The following is a 19,439-nucleotide window of genomic DNA, read 5'->3' on the forward strand; positions in this document are numbered from 1 at the left end:
ATAACTTAGACAGCCTGTTTTGAGGCTAGCCACATTGTCGTCAATTGTGTTTTTTACGTGGCTCGAATATTGCAAATACTCATAAATGAAGACGTTATTGCAAAGAGTATTGCGTGTGAAAAATTTTAAAATCCAAAAAATATATCATAGTTTATGGTTAGGGTTAGTTGCCTGTCTTAGTGCATGTACCGCTCTGTCAGAATCTGAATATCAACCGCAAGTGCAATACGAAGAGTCAGTACCTGCTTTAGGCAACGTTGAATATCACACCTCATTGCTGGCCAACGAGTTGTTTTCGAGGGTGAGTGCCAACCGTGATTATCGTTACGCAGTTGTCAGCTTTGTGCCAGTAACCAATCTACAATTTGATAAAAATCATCAGCACCCTTTACGGCTTCTAGGGCATCAATTATCTGAGGGAATGGTGACAGAAGCGAGCCGTCGTGGATTTATTACTCAAGACTATAAGATCACAAACGATATATTAATAACAAAAGAAGCAGAATATGCGTTGAGTCGTGACGTTTCCCGACTAGCACCTTTGCAAAATGTCGATTTTTACATCGCCGGGACTATAACGGAACAACAAGAAGGGGCGATAGTAAATGCGAGAATAGTTCATGTGGAAAGTAAAGATGTTGTCGCTTCTGCGACTAAATTTTTTCCGGCAGAGTTGTTTTGGCAACGAGAAAAAGTCACCACGCGAGGTGGCATGCTCTATCGCACTGATTCGTAATTAAAGGAGTCTTAAGTGACTAAACTAACATTATCTTTGGCTATGGTTTTGATCTTGTCAGGCTGTGCTAATATGCCTTTGTTCGGCGAACAGGATTCAGACAAACCTCAACGCAAATCTGACAATCGAGCAGCTCCGCAAATGCATGTGGTGAATATCATGTCCGATCCCGCCTATTTATCTGCGGATTATAATCAAACCACTGAACAAAATGATTTATATGGCAGCGAACCAGCAGACGCTTTGTACGGAAATGGCAGCGGGAATAACTCACGTATTATGACCAAACATGTGGGCGACTATGTTCAGAATATGACGCAGGATCTGATTTCTAACATGGAATATTTAACTGATAAGACGCCGGTTGGGGTTACTAACTTTGCGTTAATAGACAGTAATCTGCAACGCACAAATTTGCTTGGCTTCCAGTTAACCGAGTCATTTATGCATGAATTACATAAGTTTCGTATCCCAGTCATCGATTTTAAAGCGACGGATTATATTCGTGTAACTGAACAGGGTGATTTTTTGTTAAGCAGGGACTTTTTAGAACTGACCGAACAAACGCCCATTGAATATATTCTTACCGGCACCTTAACCAAGCATCAAGGTGGCTACATCGTGAATGCACGGATTCTTGGTTTACAAAGTAAAGCCGTGGTGGCAAGTGCGCAGATGTTAATGCCGTTTTATGTGGTGGACGCACTATTGCCAAGTGAACACAATATGGTTGATGGTGTGCAGTTGACCCAAGGAGAGTAACACCGTGAAGTGCACATCAAATATGCCAATCTTGTCCGTTGCTGTCTGTTTATTCTTAAGCGGCTGTGCATCATCTGGTGCGTCATTCGTGGATTGGTTTTCTGCTCCTGAAAAACACACTCCGCAAACGGTAGATACGACAGAAAAGCTAGAAAAGCCTGATACCGGTATTCGCTATCGGGCCGAACCTAAAGAGTTAATTGCAAAACAAGCGAATGACAATAATCAGCCAGTCGCTGTTTATCGCGCACCAAATACCTTATACCAACCTTCGTTTAGTCATAAATCTTTGGCGGATTATGCCGAGCAGTTAACGATGGAATTGGTTAGAAATGGGCGACAACTTAACACCTCAAGCAAAGTGGGCATTGCGTCTTTTGTGAATTTAGATAACAGCCTTACACAAACCACGATTTTAGGTAATCAACTAGCTGAAATGTTGATTGTAGAGGTGCAAAGTTTTGGCGTTCAGGTTATTGATTTTAAAACCACTAGTCATATTGGCGTTGGTGCAAGTGGTGATATGGTGTTTAGTCGTGAGGCAGGTCGATTGTCTCGACAACTAGAATTAGATTACGTTCTGTCCGGCACCCTCATTCGCAGTGAAAAAGGTGTTCGAGTCAATGCGCGTATTATATCTACCAGTTCAAAAGTGGTGGTGTCGAGCGCGTCTTTATTAGTACCAGACTTTGTTGTGAGATCATTGCAGCCGCAGTATGTGCTGGTAGGCGAATAAGCTTAGGGCTCTACACGCCGGATTAAGTTTTTAATCAAAAAGCGATTAGGGTTGAGCGCGTCTAACAACTGACTTTCTAGCGGTAAAGGCTCGTTGCAGATTTGCGATGCAAGTAATTCGGCTAACAAAGGAGCTGTGGTCAATCCTCTGGAGCCTAAACCGGCTAATACAAATAAACCGCCCAAATCGTCGGCAACCTCATATTTTTGCAGCGGTAGTGCTTTGTATAAATCTTTGTACTGAGCTGTTTGTATTTGCTTATCAAATAAGCTTCCCGCAGTTGGAAGATGATCAGGTAGAGAACATCTAATCGCTGCACGTCCTTTATTGTCACCACGAATATCATTTGCCCAAGACGTGTTAGCGAGCGCTTTTTTATGCATGTCTAAATTGGTAGTTTGTTCGTCCTTCCTGTACGCACAACTGGTATCTTGTTTTACATAAGTAGAGCCCAATGCATGAAATCCGTCGATGGCGGGTGTCATATAGCCTTTGTGACATAAAACGGTTTTCAGGTTTTGCAAGGGCGCTTGAGATGGCAGCGCTTCTACTTGTCCTCGAACTAATTGATACGGAATCGCATCACAAAAGGAAAATTGTTGTATATCTGAACCGCTGGCGACAACAACCGCATCAAAACTATTATTCTGCCCTTTTTCAGGGGCAGAGGCGTTCACTATCCATTGTTTGTCTTGTTTAAAAATCTCTGTCACAAAGTAGTTGAGATTGATTTTACATTGCCCAAGATGTTGCGCATATTTGAACATCGCCTTAACTAACTCTGGCGGACTCAACCATCCACCTTGGCGGATAAATAGTCCTTCATAAGGTAAATCGACACCGGCAATTTGACTTGCGTGGGTTTCGTCAGCGTACTCAATTAGGGAGTCAGGCCAGACGTTATTGTTCAATAAGGCCTGTTGCCGTTTTATCACCTTAGGATTAAATCCGATTTGCAACACGCCACACCATTGGTGCGCAAAGTCGTAACCAAGGTCAAGTAATTGATGATACCTTCTTGAGGCAAATCCAAATGCGAGTGCTTGGATTCGACTTGAAATATTTGCTTCTGCATTTAGCTGTGGATAAAAACCACCTTGCGGATTACCCGATGCTCCTTGGGCGAATCTTGAGTCTTTACACATCACGGTCACTTCGATGCCTTTTTGCACCAAAGACATGGCTAAGTTCGCCGCCGCTAAGCCACCGCCAACTATTGCTATCTTGGCTGGTTTTGAAGATGTTTTTAAAATTCCATGTCGTTGAAAATAACGTGCAGTGTTACGCTCAATATCTGGCTGCTCAAAGCGCCCAATCAGCATGTCTCGTTTATGTCCAAATCCTTTCGTTTTATTCACTATAAACCCTTGTTCAGACAATCCACGCTTAACTATTCCGGCTGCTGTAAAAGTGGCAAACGTTGCCCCTTGCTTACTTAATCTGGCCATTTGTTGAAATAGCGTGGTATTCCACATCTGTGGGTTTTTATTTGGCGCAAAACCGTCTAGAAACCAAGCATCTATGTAACCGTTGGCTTGATTGTGCATCTGCAAGAAAACCTGACTGGCTTCTCCTAACCAAAGATCTAGTGTCACGCGTCCGTGTGCAAAACTTAGGCGATGGCAGCCTGCAAACAAATCTGGATACTGAGCAATCAGTTGCTCTGAGTAATGACTAAGTTCTGGCCATTTAGCCAACGCGGTGATTAAATCAGATTTTGCAATTGGATATTTTTCACAGCTAATAAAGTGCAGTTGTAAATTCTGAGCCTTTGTTTGAAATTGTTCAAAGGACTGCCATGTAGCTAAGAAATTTAAGCCAGTGCCAAATCCAGTTTCTGCTATGACAAAACTTCTGTCTGGGTGTGTTGTCCAAGCTTGGGGCAAATTATTCTTTTCAAGAAAAACGTAACGGCTTTCTTCAAGGCCGTTATGATTAGAGAAATAGACATCGTCAAAATCTTCCGCCACGGGAGTGCCTTGATTGTTATAAGTGATATTGGCGGGAGAAATGTTCAATAGGTGACCTTTTTCTGTTGTTAAATAGCAATTAAGGATAATTTTGCAGTATTTTGTCACTAGAATAGTGTTTTTTAGGTAACTTACTAATTCACATGCTAGCATTAAAAGAATGCATTATTTCATTTCGCAGAAGAGCAGACCAGTTAAGTCTGTAAAATCATTATTATATGCGGAAAATTTTTCGACTAAATCGTAATAAAAGGTGAAAAATGAGAAGAGCAGTCATAACAGGTATCGGTATTGTTTCAAGCATAGGTAATAACCAGCAAGAAGTTCTGGATTCATTGCAACAAGGCCGTTCAGGTATCACCTTTTCAGATGAGTTTGCAGAAATGGGTCTGCGTTCACAAGTCTGGGGTAAGGTAGATATAGATTTTAAAGAGCACATTGATCGTAAGCAACTGCGCTTTATGGGTGATGCTTCCGCTTATGCATATATTGCGATGCAGCAGGCTGTTGAAGATTCGGGATTATCCGATGAACAAGTGTCGAATATACGTACTGGTATAATCGCAGGTTCGGGTGGCGCTTCATCAAAAAGTCAGGTCGATGCGGCTGATATTTTACGTGAAAAAGGCGTAAAACGCGTTGGTCCTTACATGGTTACCAAATCAATGGCCAGTACGGTTTCAGCTTGTTTAGCGACACCTTTTAAGATCAAAGGCATTAACTATTCTATTGCATCTGCTTGTGCTACCAGTGCGCATTGTATCGGTAACGCTTTAGAGCTTATCCAACTGAATAAACAAGACGTCGTATTTGCAGGTGGTGGAGAAGAACTTCACTGGACACTCTCTGTGCAGTTTGACGCAATGGGTGCCTTGTCTTCTAAATATAACGACAACCCTGCCATTGCATCACGCACTTATGACGCAGATCGCGATGGATTTGTCAGCTCTGGTGGTGGCGGTATGGTCGTGGTTGAAGAACTAGAACATGCGCTGGCTCGTGGAGCTAAAATTTATGCCGAAGTAGTAGGTTACGGTGCAACGTCTGATGGGGTCGATATGGTTGCTCCTTCTGGTGAAGGCGCAGTACGTTGTATGCAAATGGCAATGCAAGGTGTAGATACACCTATTGATTACCTTAATACTCACGGTACGTCTACACCGGTCGGCGATGTTAAAGAACTGGCTGCGATTCAAGAAGTGTTTGGCGGAAATAGCCCGGCAATCAGCTCAACTAAGTCTATGACTGGTCATGCATTGGGTGCCGCTGGTGTCAATGAAGCGATATACAGCATCTTAATGATGGAGAATGACTTCATTGCACCTTCTATTAATATAGATAATTTGGATGAAGCTGCTAAAGGGTTGGATGTGGTTACCGAGCCACGCAAAGCTAAGCTCAATACTGTTATGTCTAACAGTTTTGGTTTTGGCGGAACAAACGCGACCCTAGTACTTAAAAAATACGAAGCATAAACGTAGTACAAAAGAGCAAGGTAATGACCTTGCTCTTTATATTTCGCACAACCGCTCTAAAGCCCGCATATCTATTATTTCTATCGTTCCGTAATGCACCTGAATAATATTCAATTGATTCAACTCATTTAGCAATTTGTTCACGGTTTGCCGCGAGCTATTTATCATATGTGCTAACGATTCTTGGGAAATGGAAATCCGCTTGCTCCCTGTTTGTTTATTGGTATTGTGTAACCCATTCACGAGCAGCAATATTCGCCGAGCTAATTGCCTTTGAAGCGATAATCCGCCGGTTTCATCAATCAAATCAAAAGTTACTCGTATGCGTTGACACAACATGCGCATAAAGTAAGGGTAAAATTGTGGTTTTTGAGTAAGTAAACATTGAAAAGCGACATTTGGAATCATGAGTAGTTTTGTTACTTCTTCAGCGTGGGCATCGTGTGTTCTAGGCAAGCCGTCAAACATTGAAATTTCACCAAACCAAGTGCCGGATTCTAACCAAGTCAATACCATTTCTTTGCCCTGAGAGTTTACGTTACTAATGCGTATCTTGCCCTCTAATACACAGTAAAACCCTTCCGCATTATCTCCTTTTGCATGCAAAATTTGGCCTTTCTGCAATAGCTTCATTTTGCTTACTAAAATTAAATCGTGGATCACTTCTTGCGGCAGCTGTTCCAACCACTGGTTTTGTATAAACAGTTTTTCAGTTTCTAATATATCCACTGCGATTTGTCTATGATTGTCAAACTGACGACAGTTTACCTCAACAAGATACCTTACAGTGATGAAATGTTATTAAATTGTAATTATTTGGAGTTTCATTATGTCTTCCAGCGTAAAAGCGCTAGTTAGCGAACAAGAATGGCAAGTGCGCGTAGATCTGGCAGCGTGTTATAGAATCGTCGCACATTATGGTTGGGATGACTTAGTCTTTACTCATATCTCTGCCAGAGTACCGGGCCCAGAACATCACTTTTTGATTAACCCATACGGGTTATTGTTCGAAGAGGTGACCGCTTCCAATCTTGTTAAGGTTGATTTAGAAGGCAATATTGTGATGGACACTACGCATAATATTAATCCCGCAGGTTTTACCATTCATAGTGCCGTTCACGAAGCGAGAGAAGATGCCCAATGTGTGATGCACTTACACACTTCAGCGGGTGTCGCTTTGTCGACATTGAAAAATGGCTTGGAAGCTTACAGTCAACAATCGCTATTCCCACTCGCGTCACTTGCCTATCATGATTATGAGGGCGTTGCGTTAAATCCAGATGAGAAGGTTCGACTAGTAGCTGATTTGGCCGACAAACACTTTATGATTCTGCGAAATCATGGGTTATTGACCTGCTCAGAAAGTGTTGCCGATGCCTTTTTGTATATGTTTTTGTTACAGCGTGCCTGTGAAATTCAGCTTCAGGCTCAAGCTACTGGTCAGCCACTTATTAGCATCCCAAAACCAATTTTAGATGGGATCCAAGCACAGGCAAAACAAGTCACACGTTCTGTTGGTGGTGCTCTGGCTTGGCCAGGTATTTTGCGTAAGCTAGATAGAGTAAATCCAGGCTATGACGAGTAGTTTAGTGAGGTAAATGTACGAAAATGACTAAGGCGATAAGATTTCTAGTTATTTAGGAAATCTTATCGCTAATTGACAATTACTGAATTTCTAAAAGTTCAACGTCAAAAATAAGCACTGAACCGGCTTTTATCTTACCGGTAGATTGGTTGCCATAAGCCAAAATTGATGGAATGAAGAACCTAAACTTATCGCCGACTACCATTAATTGAAGGCCTTCTGTCCAACCGGGAATTACTTGGTTTAATGGGAAACTAATTGGATTTCCCCGTTCAACCGAACTATCAAACACACTGCCATCTATTAAGGTGCCGTGATAATGAACTTTTACGGTTGAATTTGCACTAGGGTGCTCCGTTTCTTCACCTTTGTGTAAAATTTGATATTGCAGACCTGACGCTGTTTCTTGCACATCTTGATTAGTCTTATTTTCTGCAAGATACTTTTTTCCTATCGCTATATTCTCAGTCGCCATTTTTTTATTGTTTGAGCTTCGATTGAAAAAAAAGACAGCCAGTGCAATGACGATAGCCAAAATTATAAATTTCATATTTTATCCTGTTTGATTTAATCGCTTATTGTCAGGTTATCATGTTTAGCGTAAATTTCTGTATTTCAGCGATATATCCGCACTTTTCGCTACCTAGGTTTGTATTTGTAATAAAAGTTTCATAATTGGTGGGTAAGGTTTGGCGAATAGTAAACACAGTCCTTTTGCATCAGAGCTTGGTTTATCAATGATATTTTGAAATACGTTGATACTAGTGCGAACCAAAATGTAATGTCGTTAAAATTCTAAATTAACCTTTTATATCTCGGTAAAAAATCCAGAGCAAACCTATACTCTGATGAAAAGGGTTGAGTTGATTTAAAAACATCTTTCAACTTCATTTTAAAAAGTAATCGAAAAGGTCGTGTGCATAGACGTTTGATTCTATGAATATTGCTTTTCTGATCAGCGAGAAAAATCATTATGATCCCAGAACAATTTAAAAAGTTACGGCCCAAAATTATAGGTTTACTGGGCGTGGGTATCATTTCTGTTGGCCTAATCGCTATATTTTCATTTAGTATTTTGTCTAACAAAATTGATCAATACGACTCGTTAATTAAACGAGAAGTGACCGCAACTTTTATTTCTGATTCGATTAATCTTAATTTTAAGCGCCAAGTTCAAGAATGGAAAAACGTACTATTGCGTGGGAAAGACCAAGCTGATAGAGAGAAGTATTGGCAAAGTTTTTTAAAGACGCACAAAAAAATCCAGACTGAAGTGAACACTTATTTGGCTTTGCAGCTTGATGACAAAACGCTTTCTCTTATGCGCCAATTTGGCCAGGTGCATCAGGGATTATTGAAGCAATACGAGCGCGGCTATCAAACTTTTATTTCCAGCGGTTTCGATCATTCCGTTGGAGATGATGCGGTTAGAGGAATTGATCGCGAACCCACACAGTTACTCGAATCACTTTCGCAACTTTTGCATAATAGAGCCATTGAAGCCAGCACTGAAACGGAAGCGTCTGCGACTGCAGCTATCGATTACGGAACATTGGCAATCATTTTAGCCATAATCATATTTACAACGTTAATCGCCTGGTTTATGAATAACAGTGTTGTTAGGCCATTAACGGCACTAATTGATCATTTGAGAGAAGTCAGTAAAGGCAATTACGATAAAGAAGTGGTTTTTTACCGCAGTGATGAAATTGGTAGAATGTCCAAGGCGATTGAAGTTTTACGTCAAAACCTAAAACAAATTTGCAATGAAATGGCCGTCACTCAAAGTGATCTCGAAAATGTGTCAGATAGTTTGCTGGATAGTGCCAGTGCCATTACCAATGGTGTACAAAGCCAAAATGCGAAAACGGCTATTGTATCTGACGCAGCGCGAGACTTAAGTCAATCTGCACATCTGGTTACTGAAAGAACCCATTTAGCTACCACTGAAGCGAATAACGCCAATACTGCCTCAGAAAGTTCAATGCGCGTTATGCAAGAAACCATCAGTGTTATTCGTGACTCCTCATCACAAATTCAAACCACTACAGAAGTAATCGATGGGCTAGCCAACGACATCAACAACGTTGGTACTGTGTTAGACGTGATAAAAAGTATTGCAGAACAAACAAACTTACTGGCACTTAATGCTGCAATTGAAGCTGCAAGAGCAGGGGAGCAAGGTCGCGGGTTTGCAGTTGTTGCTGATGAGGTAAGAACGCTTGCCGCAAGAACCCAAAAATCAACGGAAGAAATTCAGGATATTATTAGCAGCGTACAAAGTGGCGCACAACAAGCTGTTCTTTCTATTGCTTCAGGACAAAAGGCCACGGAGGCGGGCGTTGATAAAGTACTCGATGCCGATCACAAGTTGCAATCTATCGTGACACATATTGATAAAGTTTCGGCACTAATCAATGACATTGCCGGCATTTTGGGCGAGCAAAAGCAGGTAACAGATAATATCGCTGGAAATATGGATGAGATAAACGCGATAGCTCAAACGAATAGCACGCATGCAGATTCATGCCAAAAAGACAACAAAACCCTCTCACAAGTTAAAATGAGAATGGATGCGGTTTTGGAAAAATTAAAGGGAAACAACTAAAGCATTTTAACCAACCTAGTTGACAATCGTGGATACAAGGCCACTCAAAAGACTGATTTTTAGTGACCTTGTATGTCGATACTGCTTATTTGCCCGCTTCTGAGTTCGTGATTTTAATCTAGCAAAGGTATAAACTACGCAGCTGTTGTTTAGATGGAGTTGTCATGCAATATCACTTAGCCCAGCTCAATATCGGTAAAGCACTCGATAGTATTGATAGCGAATTGATGCAAGAGTTTGCACAAGGGCTTGATCCCATCAACCAGATCGCGGAACAATCAATGGGGTTTATTTGGCGACTCAAAGATGAAAGCGGCAACGCTACCGATATTCACTATTTCGACGATCCAAACATGCTGGTTAATTTATCTGTATGGGAAGATGTTGAAAGTCTGAAATTCTTCATGTTTAAAACCCACCATATGGATTTTTTAAAACAACGTAAAAAATGGTTTGAAACGGATTTACAAGATACTTATGTACTCTGGTGGATTCCTGCTGGCCATATTCCTGAAATACCAGAAGCCTTGGCCCGTCTCACACAATTGCGAGAACAGGGGCCTAGCGCCTCTGCATTTACGTTTGCAAAGGTGTTTCATAACCCTGTGGAATAATAGTAGTAATGAAAATTTTATATGAAGATTCAATGCCTTATGCTGAGCATTTTTTTTCAAAAGTTGGAGAGTGCCAAGCATACTCTAGTCAGACTCTGACTCCGGAAGCGCTTCAAGATGTTGATGTGCTGTTGGTTCGCTCCACCACAAAAGTCACTGAAAAATTGCTCTCTAAAGCGCACAAATTAAAATATGTAGCCACGGCGACGGCCGGTTCTGATCATCTTGATAAACCTATGCTAGCCCGTAAATCAATTCCTTGGGGAAGTGCAGCTGGATGTAATGCAATTGCGGTGGCCGAATACGTTTTAAGTTGCCTGATGACTGAGTATGCGAGTGACCTACCAAGTTTATTAACCAAAACAGTGGGAATAGTTGGTGCAGGACATGTCGGTTCACAATTGGATAAGCGTTTAAAGTTGTTAGGCATAAATACCAAATTATGTGATCCGCCGTTGCACGCAAGCGGAGATCATCGAGAATTTGTCAGTATTGATGAAATATGTGAATGTGACATTATTAGTCTACATGTGCCATTTGTCGCAACGGGTGAGTATTCTACCAAGCATATGTTTGATTCCAAACGCCTCACACAACTCAAAGAGTCGCAGCTTTTGATTAATGCATGTAGGGGCGAAGTAATCGACAATCAGGCGGCTAAAACGCTGTTCGAAAGTGGTAAAGCGATGCGTCTTAATATGGATGTATGGGAAAATGAACCCACAATCGATTTTGAGTTGGTTCCTCATTGCCGAATTGGCACAGCTCATATCGCTGGACATTCGCTAGAAGGAAAGGCGAGGGGGACGTACTTTTTGTATCAACAATTGTGTGAGCGCTTTCAATTGCCGCAAAAGTTGAGCTTTGAAAGTTGTCTTCCTAATGCTGACGTGATTGAAATGAGTCAATTAGAAGGTAAGTCAGAGATTGAGCAAGTGAGTGCCGCTATTTTAGCCACTTACAATGTGATGGACGATAGTCAAGGCTTTAAAAAGCAGGTTAAATCAGCGGCAGACTTTGTTTATAGCCGAAAACACTATGCTATAAGAAGAGAATTTGCTTCTGTCACCTTAAAAACTGGAAATTTTCCCGTTTCCGAGGCACTCTACGGCCTTGGTTTCAATACCATCCATAAGTGAGCGAATTGGACGATAACCGTTTGCTTAGTTTATTCATATTTATTGGAGTAATGCACTAATGTCTCGCGCTTTTGATGTTGCTGTTTTAGGAGCAACTGGTTTAGTTGGTCAACACATGATTGAAATTCTCGAACAACGAGATTTTCCGGTTAACAAATTGTATCCGTTAGCAAGTAGTCGTTCTGCTGGTGGAAAAGTGACTTTCAAGGGCAAAGAGATTACCGTATTAGATGCAGATACTTTTGACTGGTCTAGTGTCCAACTAGGTTTCTTCTCTGCTGGTGGCAGTGTCTCTGAAATCTTCGCGCCAAAAGCGGCAGAAGCGGGCTGTGTGGTTATCGATAATACTTCCCATTTTAGATATGAACCTGATATTCCATTGGTTGTGCCAGAAGTTAATCCCCATGCGTTAGCTGACTTTAGAAATCGCAATATTATTGCTAATCCAAACTGTTCAACGATTCAAATGATGGTTGCATTAAAGCCTATTCAAGACGCTGTTGGTATTGCCCGCATTAATGTTGCAACATATCAGTCAGTTTCTGGTGCAGGCAAATCTGCAATGGAAGAATTGGCCAAACAAACTACAGATTTGCTAAGTGGAAGAGAAATTACACCAAAGGCATTTAGCCGCCAAATTGCATTTAACGTGATCCCTCAAATTGATGTTTTTCTTGATAATGATTACACCAAAGAAGAAATGAAAATGGTCTGGGAAACCCAGAAAATAATGGGCGACGATTCAATTTTAGTGAATGCAACTGCTGTTCGTGTTCCAGTATTTTATGGCCACGGCGAAGCAATTCATTTAGAAACTCACTCTCCGCTTGATGCTGAAGATGCAAAAAGATTATTAGCTAATGCACCTGGCGTTAAGTTGATGGAAAAGCCAGAAGACTTCCCAACTCAGGTTGGCAATGCCAGTGGTCATGATGAAACCTTCGTGGGCAGAGTGAGAAATGATATCTCTCATCCAAACGGCCTAAATATGTGGGTAGTTTCAGATAATGTGAGAAAAGGTGCCGCACTTAACAGTGTGCAAATTGCCGAAGTGCTAATTCGCGATTACATGTAATTACTAATTAAATTTAAAAGGTCAGTGCTTTGCCTGACCTTTTTTTATGATTTTTTTTCACAATTTAAATGCCATTTCACTGAGATTTTACAAACTCTAATGGTTAATGAAATTGACATAAGTGTCGATAACTACAGGTAATCTGAAATTTAAGACTAATCTCCCAGGTTACTCTTAGCCTTTGTAACTAAATGCAGTATCACAAGTTAGTTGAGGTTTAGTTCCTTTGTTGGTAGATCATATTTCTTATGTGGTTTATATTTGCAGTAATAAGTATTTAGTTGCTGTTCAATGTATTGGATGAAGCTTGGAATGGGATTTGCTACGTAACTGATCCAGATGCTCAACTTTTTATTTCGGTTTAGCGCGTAAACTCATAAGTGAACACTTAGCAATTGCCACGAATACTGTGAGCAAGAATAATAATTATTATAGGGCGATGACATAATTATATGAATGTGCGACAGGTAGCGTTTTTACTATTTGCCAGCGTAGGACTTTGGTCTATCAGCGCCACTATTGATGCCCAGCAACTTCAAATTAAGGGCCCAAAAGGTAATACTTCTGAGCTTTCCGGCAGCACCTACGGTCCAATAACCCCAGAAGATACGCTTTGGCGCATTGCCAGTAAATATCGTCAAAACAAAAACTTATCTGTTTATCAGGTAATGCAGGCGATATATCAACTCAATCCAGACGCGTTTGATGACCAAAACTTTAATCACTTGATTGACGGCAGTATTCTAAATCTACCTTCCGAACAATACGCCGCAAGAATTGATGTTAAACAAGCTCAGTTGAAAGCCGAACAAGACGATAGTGCTTGGCAAGCGTTCAATCGAGGAGAAACCGACAAAGTTGTCGTTAAAAAAGTCAGCGAAGTCGCCAGTAAAGATGATCTCACTGCAACCAAACAAGTAATAGAAGATAAATTAACCGCTTTAGATGCGGAACAAAGTCGCCAATTTATGGCAATTCGGCAGCAATTTGCCGAGTCAATTGAAAGTGTGCAAACGCTATTGACTGAAAACCGTAAATTGGTTGATAGGTTAGACTTAGTTGATACAGAAATAAGTAGCCTGCGTGGACGTGTGGACGAAGAACTACAAGTTCAGATGGACCAAATGCTTGCCCTGCAAAATGAACTTTTAGCGATATCTAAAGAAGCAGAGGCTCAACGAAAAGCCGAAATGGAAAATAACCATTTTGCGTGGTTAACTGATCCTTTGTTTTTGATTTTCCTTTCCGCTTTACTCACTATTAGTTTTTTAGGTGCATTAGCCATGTGGTTAATCCGCCGAAATCGTGCGGAAACACCTTCTGAATCTATATTAGATGAAAATCACGCTGCAGTATTAGAGCAAAGTGATGAAATGGACGATTTAGCTGATGCCTTAACAAATGAGTTGAGTGAAGAACTAGATGATGGCGAGGATGATGACTTATTTGGTGATGATGATTTACTCGATGACGTGTTGTCTGATGAACTCGAAGAGTCATTAGATTCAGCTATAGACGAAGAATTCGAAGCCTTTGATGACTTAGATGATGAAAGCTTAGATCCGGTTATCGAAGAAGCATCTGATGAATTAGAAGACAATGCTGAAGCATTGGATCAGGATGAGTTGGATAGCTTATTTGACGAAGATGAAGATGAGGATCTACTCGCTGAGATTGAGGATGATCTTGATGTTTTAGAAACTGAAGATGTTCAAGAAGATGATTTTGAATTATCAGAAACAGATCTGGATGCAAGCATTGAAGAAGACATCGCGGATATCAGTGATCTAAGTTCAGACCTCAAAGAAGCAGAAATTGATCAACTAAGTACTGATGAAGATGACCTTCAAGAGACTGTAGAAGAAACACATAAAAGCGACAGCGTAAGTACAATTTCACCAGTCGATATTGATGATGAGCCAGATAAACCTGAAATTAGTATCGATGAGTTGTTAGAAAGTCCGCAGCAGGAAGAAGATGTTGATTCTGTTATTTCTGATAATCCAGATTTAATGAATGAAGAGATGTTGCAGAATATCGATAAGGAAATTCATCAGCAGAATGAGCAGTTGGATAATATTACCGATGAGCTGTTAAATGAAATTGAGCAGCTAGAACAAATGGGCGATATGTTAGAGGACGACGCCCAAGAGCCAGAAATAACTGAAAGCCAGATGGGTATTCAAGAATTGGATTCGTTGTCTGAAGACATCGATGATGATGTAGATGCAGAAGAAATTCCTGAAGATAGTGAAGAAGATTTAGAAATTTCAGATGAGCTTTTTGATGCCCCTGATGATTCCGAGCAATCATCTGAGCAAGTGGTACATAGCTTAGATGAAAATGCCGCAGCGCAACAACCTAACGAAGCTATCGAAGAGCAAGATGCTACAGATAATGAAGTTGATTTGGACGACATTGACGCTTTATTGGAGCAACAAAACGTTGAAAACACCAGTGTTGAAACACAATCAGCTGACGAGCTTTTAGCTGAGTTGGAAGACGACATTGATCAACAACATAGCGATGCTGAAAGTGAACTAGCAGATGTTGAGCAAAGCCTACCAAATTCAGAAGCAGACGAATCGTCATTAGAACAAGACATAGACGACACTGAAGATTCGCTAGAAACAGAAAGCGAAGCAGTTGAAGATCTCGATAAAGCGCTAGCTGAATTTGAACAAGAAGTCGTATCAGAAGCGACAAACTTTGATGTTGAGTTAGAAAGCGAAGATCAGCCTCAAGCAAGTGAACAAAACGATGATGTGCAATTGGAGCACATCATAGAATCTGAGCAAGATAGCGAAATTGAGCAAGTCATACCGGATTTAGATGACGATATTCCTAGTCTAGATGATATTGATAGTTTGTCAGAAAGCGATTCAGATGGTTTTGATGATGCAGATCTAGATGAGGCGCTAAAAGCGTTTGATGAAGGATATTTAAACGAAGAAGAATCACAAACTGAAAACCAAAAATCAGATAGACAAGAAAACGTTGAATTAGATGATTTACCCGGTTTAGGTGATTGGCTATCTTCAGAAGAAGCAGATGAATCTACCTCGATAGATGAACTAGAAAACACAAGTTTTGATGAACTGCTCGATAGTATCGATGATACTGATGACGAAATTCAAGAACAGGAAAAAGCCAAAGACGCCACAGATAATTTAGATAGTGGTTTAGATTTTGATGCATTGCTAAATGATATAGATGACACGCCTGAAACCGTTGAAACAAAATCAGAAGATGACTTTCTAGATGTGGACGACCTAATCAATGAAAGTATAGAAGCGGAAGGTAATCTAGAAATCGATAAAGATCTAAATTTAGCTGCGGCGTTTGAATCGTACAAAGGCCTAGGTGACGCCGATGAAGTAGATGTAGACGGTGATCATGGAATTGGCGCTAAATTGGATCTTGCCCAAGCTTACATCGAAACAGATGACATCGATTCGGCCAAAGAACTACTCGAAGAAGTATTGCAAAAAGGCGATGAGTTACAACAAGAAGAAGCCAAAGAGTTGTTGGAAAAACTTTCTTAGAAGTATCACTAGCCTATGTGCATTGGTCAGATTCCAAATATTAAACAATGATCAGGAGGAATCTGGCTATCTCTCCATCAACATACTGTCAGCACAGCTGAAAAATCTACAATATTACAGCGTCCCGCTATTGAAACCGCTTTTATTTCAATTGAATTTTTCATAAAAATCAATCAACTACGATTAATTATGTTGGCGAGCTAATGTGCGCTAGTATTAATAACTAAATTAATGATATTGAAACGAGAAAAGCATGAATGGACTAATCTTGCATAGGTCGAATGAAAAGCTAATTTCCGTATTTATTGTACTCTTGTTCGTTATATTGCCATTTAGTGCCAGCTCCACAGACGCCGCATCATCATTTATTCTTAAAGCGAGTAGCATGTTGGATGTTCGTAATGCAAAAATCGTATCTCCAGCCACCCTTATTATTCGCAATGGCATAATCGACGCCATCAACCCAGCAACGATTCCCAAAAATCTAAAGGTAATTGATCTAGGTGATCAGATTTTGTTACCGGGCTTAATAGACATGCATACGCACATTACAAGTGACTATTTTACTGGTGATGACTGGACTATCGCTATTGCAAAACAAACTACAGCTGACTGGGCTTTACAAGGCGTTAAGTTTTCTCGCGATGTGTTAAACGCAGGTTTTACTACTATTCGTGATTTAGGTGCTCAGCCTGGATTCCCTGATGTCGCATTGATGCGAGCAATTGATGCCGGGTTTGTAGAAGGCCCCGATATTTGGCCAGCGGGACACGCTATTTCTATCACTGGTGGACATTGTGATTGGACCGGTTATGCTCCAGGCATCATAAGTTTAGGACCAGAAGGCGGGATAGCGGATGGCGTAGCTGAAGCGATTAAAGCGGTACGCTATCAAGCAAAATTTGGTGTAAGGGTAATCAAAGTTTGCGCAACAGGCGGAGTTTATTCTTTTTCTCAAAACGCCGAAGTGGGCGCACAACAATATTCGATTGAAGAGCTCGAAGTTATCGTCAGAGAAGCACATAAACTTGGATTAAAAGTTGCTGCCCATGCGCATGGCACTATCGGCATTAACGCCGCAGTTATGGCTGGCGTTGACTCGATTGAGCATGGTTCTATTTTAACTGAAGAATCAGTTGAATTGATGAAAGCAAATGGAACGTTTTTGGTGCCACAAACCTATTTGAATGAGTTTGAGCTACCTCCTGAAACACCTGCAGAAACAGTCGCTAAAAATAATTATTTAAAGCCTTTAGTTGTCGCGAGTTTAAAACTCGCCTACAAATCAGGTGTAAAAATGGCATTTGGCTCTGATAATGGTGTTTTTCCACACAACAATACGGCTTTGGAGTTTAACGCGCTAGTTCGTAATGGTATTTCAGAAGCTGATGCTCTGCGTATGGCAACCATTTTCGCTGCGCAGTTATTAGGTGTAGAAGATCGTGGCGAGCTAGCACAAGGAAAGCGTGCCGACATTATTGCCGTATCTACTAATCCTCTTGAGGATATTCGTGTCATGGAAGCTGTAACTTTCGTAATGAAAGAAGGCGTGATTTATAAAAATTAAACAATACTTTTTGGATAAAAGCGCGTTTACCAATGGCGTTAAACCGGTACTAGAGAGCCTTTTTAATTAGTTGATTCTATACATCCGATATTTGCTCCAAACCGACAGTCGTTTGACTGCTAGGAGCTGTCATCATCAAATTAAGTCATTTCGAGTATATACCCAATAACTGCGAGGACAATTAACCTGCCAGTATATAAACTCGCGACATTAAAGATAAAGAGTTGAAAAAATTCTAGTGTCAGAACCATTCACTTTTGATTGGATAAGATCATATTCTTTAAGCAAAACCTCAAACTGTCGATTTGTTAGATTTTCGATTTGTTCCGGTCCAATGGTAATTAGTTTGGATTACACAGAGGGTTATCAAAAAATGTTTGCTGTTCGCTTTGCTTTGTTAGCACATTTAGTTTTTTATTCGCCGAAGTACCATTTATCAATTGCATCAGCGATTTTCCTATCATCAATAGATGTATTACTACACATGACTAAATTCATGAATTGTCTATCTGGATAGCGCCGATAAATGATACGTGCTCCTAACCATCCACCAGAATGATGTACTACGAGTCCATTTTCTGAGTTGCTAATAAATTGTCCATTTGCATAATGTGTTTCATTCTCATTCACAGGGTTAACTGCAAGTGAACTATTTGGTTGCATAAACGCTTGTATAAATGCAGTAGGGTTTTTACCTAATTTTGGTGCATAAAATTGGGCATCCCACTTTTGCATATCGCTAATGTTGGTGTGTAGCCCGCCATCACCAACAACGAACAAATTTGTCATATTATTTATATAGTTACCGTCATTGTCTTTGGTGTATCCGTATGCTCTATTGTTAACTAACTCGTTAGCATCATCTGCAAAAAATGTGTTATTCATTTCAAGCGGTTTAAAAATATGTTTATCGGCATATTCTCGCAGGGTTAACCCGCTTACTTCTTCCACTAGAATAGCTAATATGATGTAGCCCATATTGCTGTATCGCCATTCAGTTTCTGGTGGCAGTATTAAAGGCAACGTTTTCACTACATCATGAAATTCTGACACGCTTAAATAATCTTCATTACCGATGCGGAATGGATGCCCAGAAACCGCTTTTAAATTGAGTGCGCCTTTTTCCGCTTTAAAATCATCAGGGTAATCGTATGTTGAAATCAAATCGTAGTCACCCATGCCAGCCGTATGACCAATAATACTTTCTATGGAAACCTTAGTGCCATACATAGGTAAATTGGTAACGTACGTTGAGATGTCTTTGTTAAGGTCAATCTTGCCCTCGTCCGCCAACAAGCGCACTGCCATGGCAGTAAATTGTTTAGAAACAGATGCCATTCGATGCACATTATGATCAGACATGGCGACATTTAGTTCAGCGTTCGCCAATCCGTAACCGTTTTTAATCAGGGCATTTCCATTTTCAAATACACCCACTGAACATCCCGGTTCATCAGCTGGAATAAGCGTCCTTAGCGTGTTGTCTAAGGAAATACTTTTTGCTGAACTAGCAAAAGCATCCATTTGCAGTATGAAAAAAGGGAGAATAAAAATAAGTCGGTTGAAATTATTCATGTTTTCGATTTCCCAAAGGTTTTTAATGGATGTGATTTTAAATTTATCCATC

General features: G+C 40.5%; 15 protein-coding genes. 11 read left to right on the top strand and 4 right to left on the bottom strand.

The features are described from left to right. Window positions 1–115 precede the first annotated feature (115 nt). The 3 genes from GLIP_RS03945 to GLIP_RS21280 are packed head-to-tail and all read left to right on the top strand — an operon-like array spanning window position 116 to window position 2,234. On the top strand, window positions 116–736 hold the full coding sequence (locus GLIP_RS03945; protein WP_226992177.1) for a FlgO family outer membrane protein: 621 nt from the start codon (window positions 116–118) through the stop codon (window positions 734–736). 15 nt (window positions 737–751) lie between these two features. Then, on the top strand, window positions 752–1,498 hold the full coding sequence (locus GLIP_RS03950) for a FlgO family outer membrane protein (RefSeq protein WP_008843277.1): 747 nt from the start codon (window positions 752–754) through the stop codon (window positions 1,496–1,498). Between the two features lie 4 nt (window positions 1,499–1,502). Further along, window positions 1,503–2,234: a FlgO family outer membrane protein gene (locus GLIP_RS21280; protein ID WP_008843278.1), complete on the top strand. Its 732-nt coding sequence runs from the start codon at window positions 1,503–1,505 to the stop codon at window positions 2,232–2,234. A gap of 2 nt (window positions 2,235–2,236) precedes the next feature. On the opposite strand, the gene mnmC is transcribed toward GLIP_RS21280, so the two are convergent. Next, on the bottom strand, window positions 2,237–4,252 hold the full coding sequence (gene mnmC, locus GLIP_RS03960; protein ID WP_040521817.1) for a bifunctional tRNA (5-methylaminomethyl-2-thiouridine)(34)-methyltransferase MnmD/FAD-dependent 5-carboxymethylaminomethyl-2-thiouridine(34) oxidoreductase MnmC: 2,016 nt from the start codon (window positions 4,250–4,252) through the stop codon (window positions 2,237–2,239). Between the two features lie 212 nt (window positions 4,253–4,464). On the opposite strand from mnmC, the gene fabB reads away from it, so the two are divergent. Further along, window positions 4,465–5,679 carry a beta-ketoacyl-ACP synthase I gene (gene fabB, locus GLIP_RS03965; RefSeq protein ID WP_008843280.1) on the top strand — a complete coding sequence of 405 codons (1,215 nt, stop codon included), beginning with the start codon at window positions 4,465–4,467 and terminating at the stop codon, window positions 5,677–5,679. Between the two features lie 36 nt (window positions 5,680–5,715). On the opposite strand, the gene GLIP_RS03970 is transcribed toward fabB, so the two are convergent. After that, complete coding sequence (locus GLIP_RS03970) at window positions 5,716–6,408, bottom strand: Crp/Fnr family transcriptional regulator (RefSeq protein ID WP_008843281.1); 693 nt, start codon at window positions 6,406–6,408, stop codon at window positions 5,716–5,718. A 100-nt stretch (window positions 6,409–6,508) separates the two neighbouring features. On the opposite strand from GLIP_RS03970, the gene GLIP_RS03975 reads away from it, so the two are divergent. Next, complete coding sequence (locus tag GLIP_RS03975) at window positions 6,509–7,264, top strand: class II aldolase/adducin family protein (RefSeq protein WP_008843282.1); 756 nt, start codon at window positions 6,509–6,511, stop codon at window positions 7,262–7,264. 79 nt (window positions 7,265–7,343) lie between these two features. Here GLIP_RS03975 and GLIP_RS03980 read toward each other — a convergent pair whose 3' ends face one another. Then, entirely contained in the window at window positions 7,344–7,814 is a 471-nt protein-coding gene (locus GLIP_RS03980) for an FKBP-type peptidyl-prolyl cis-trans isomerase (protein WP_008843283.1), read from the bottom strand. Between the two features lie 423 nt (window positions 7,815–8,237). On the opposite strand from GLIP_RS03980, the gene GLIP_RS03985 reads away from it, so the two are divergent. From GLIP_RS03985 to GLIP_RS04010, 6 genes are all read left to right on the top strand, one after another. After that, window positions 8,238–9,872 (top strand): methyl-accepting chemotaxis protein, encoded by a 1,635-nt coding sequence (locus tag GLIP_RS03985; protein WP_008843285.1) that lies wholly within the window; start codon window positions 8,238–8,240, stop codon window positions 9,870–9,872. A gap of 164 nt (window positions 9,873–10,036) precedes the next feature. Continuing rightward, window positions 10,037–10,486 (top strand): DUF3291 domain-containing protein, encoded by a 450-nt coding sequence (locus GLIP_RS03990; protein ID WP_008843286.1) that lies wholly within the window; start codon window positions 10,037–10,039, stop codon window positions 10,484–10,486. A gap of 8 nt (window positions 10,487–10,494) precedes the next feature. Continuing rightward, window positions 10,495–11,625 (top strand): 4-phosphoerythronate dehydrogenase, encoded by a 1,131-nt coding sequence (locus GLIP_RS03995; RefSeq protein WP_008843287.1) that lies wholly within the window; start codon window positions 10,495–10,497, stop codon window positions 11,623–11,625. A 58-nt stretch (window positions 11,626–11,683) separates the two neighbouring features. Beyond that, window positions 11,684–12,700, top strand: a complete 1,017-nt coding sequence (locus GLIP_RS04000) for an aspartate-semialdehyde dehydrogenase (protein ID WP_008843288.1) — start codon at window positions 11,684–11,686, stop codon at window positions 12,698–12,700. Between the two features lie 452 nt (window positions 12,701–13,152). Next, window positions 13,153–16,245 carry a FimV/HubP family polar landmark protein gene (locus tag GLIP_RS04005; protein ID WP_008843289.1) on the top strand — a complete coding sequence of 1,031 codons (3,093 nt, stop codon included), beginning with the start codon at window positions 13,153–13,155 and terminating at the stop codon, window positions 16,243–16,245. Window positions 16,246–16,498: 253 nt separating this feature from the next. Next, complete coding sequence (locus GLIP_RS04010; RefSeq protein ID WP_008843290.1) at window positions 16,499–17,812, top strand: metal-dependent hydrolase family protein; 1,314 nt, start codon at window positions 16,499–16,501, stop codon at window positions 17,810–17,812. A 414-nt stretch (window positions 17,813–18,226) separates the two neighbouring features. On the opposite strand, the gene GLIP_RS04015 is transcribed toward GLIP_RS04010, so the two are convergent. Next, window positions 18,227–19,387 (bottom strand): serine hydrolase domain-containing protein, encoded by a 1,161-nt coding sequence (locus GLIP_RS04015; RefSeq protein ID WP_040521849.1) that lies wholly within the window; start codon window positions 19,385–19,387, stop codon window positions 18,227–18,229. Window positions 19,388–19,439 lie beyond the last annotated feature (52 nt).

The sequence above is a fragment of the Aliiglaciecola lipolytica E3 genome, from assembly GCF_000314975.1.
Taxonomy (GTDB): Bacteria; Pseudomonadota; Gammaproteobacteria; order Enterobacterales; family Alteromonadaceae; genus Aliiglaciecola; species Aliiglaciecola lipolytica.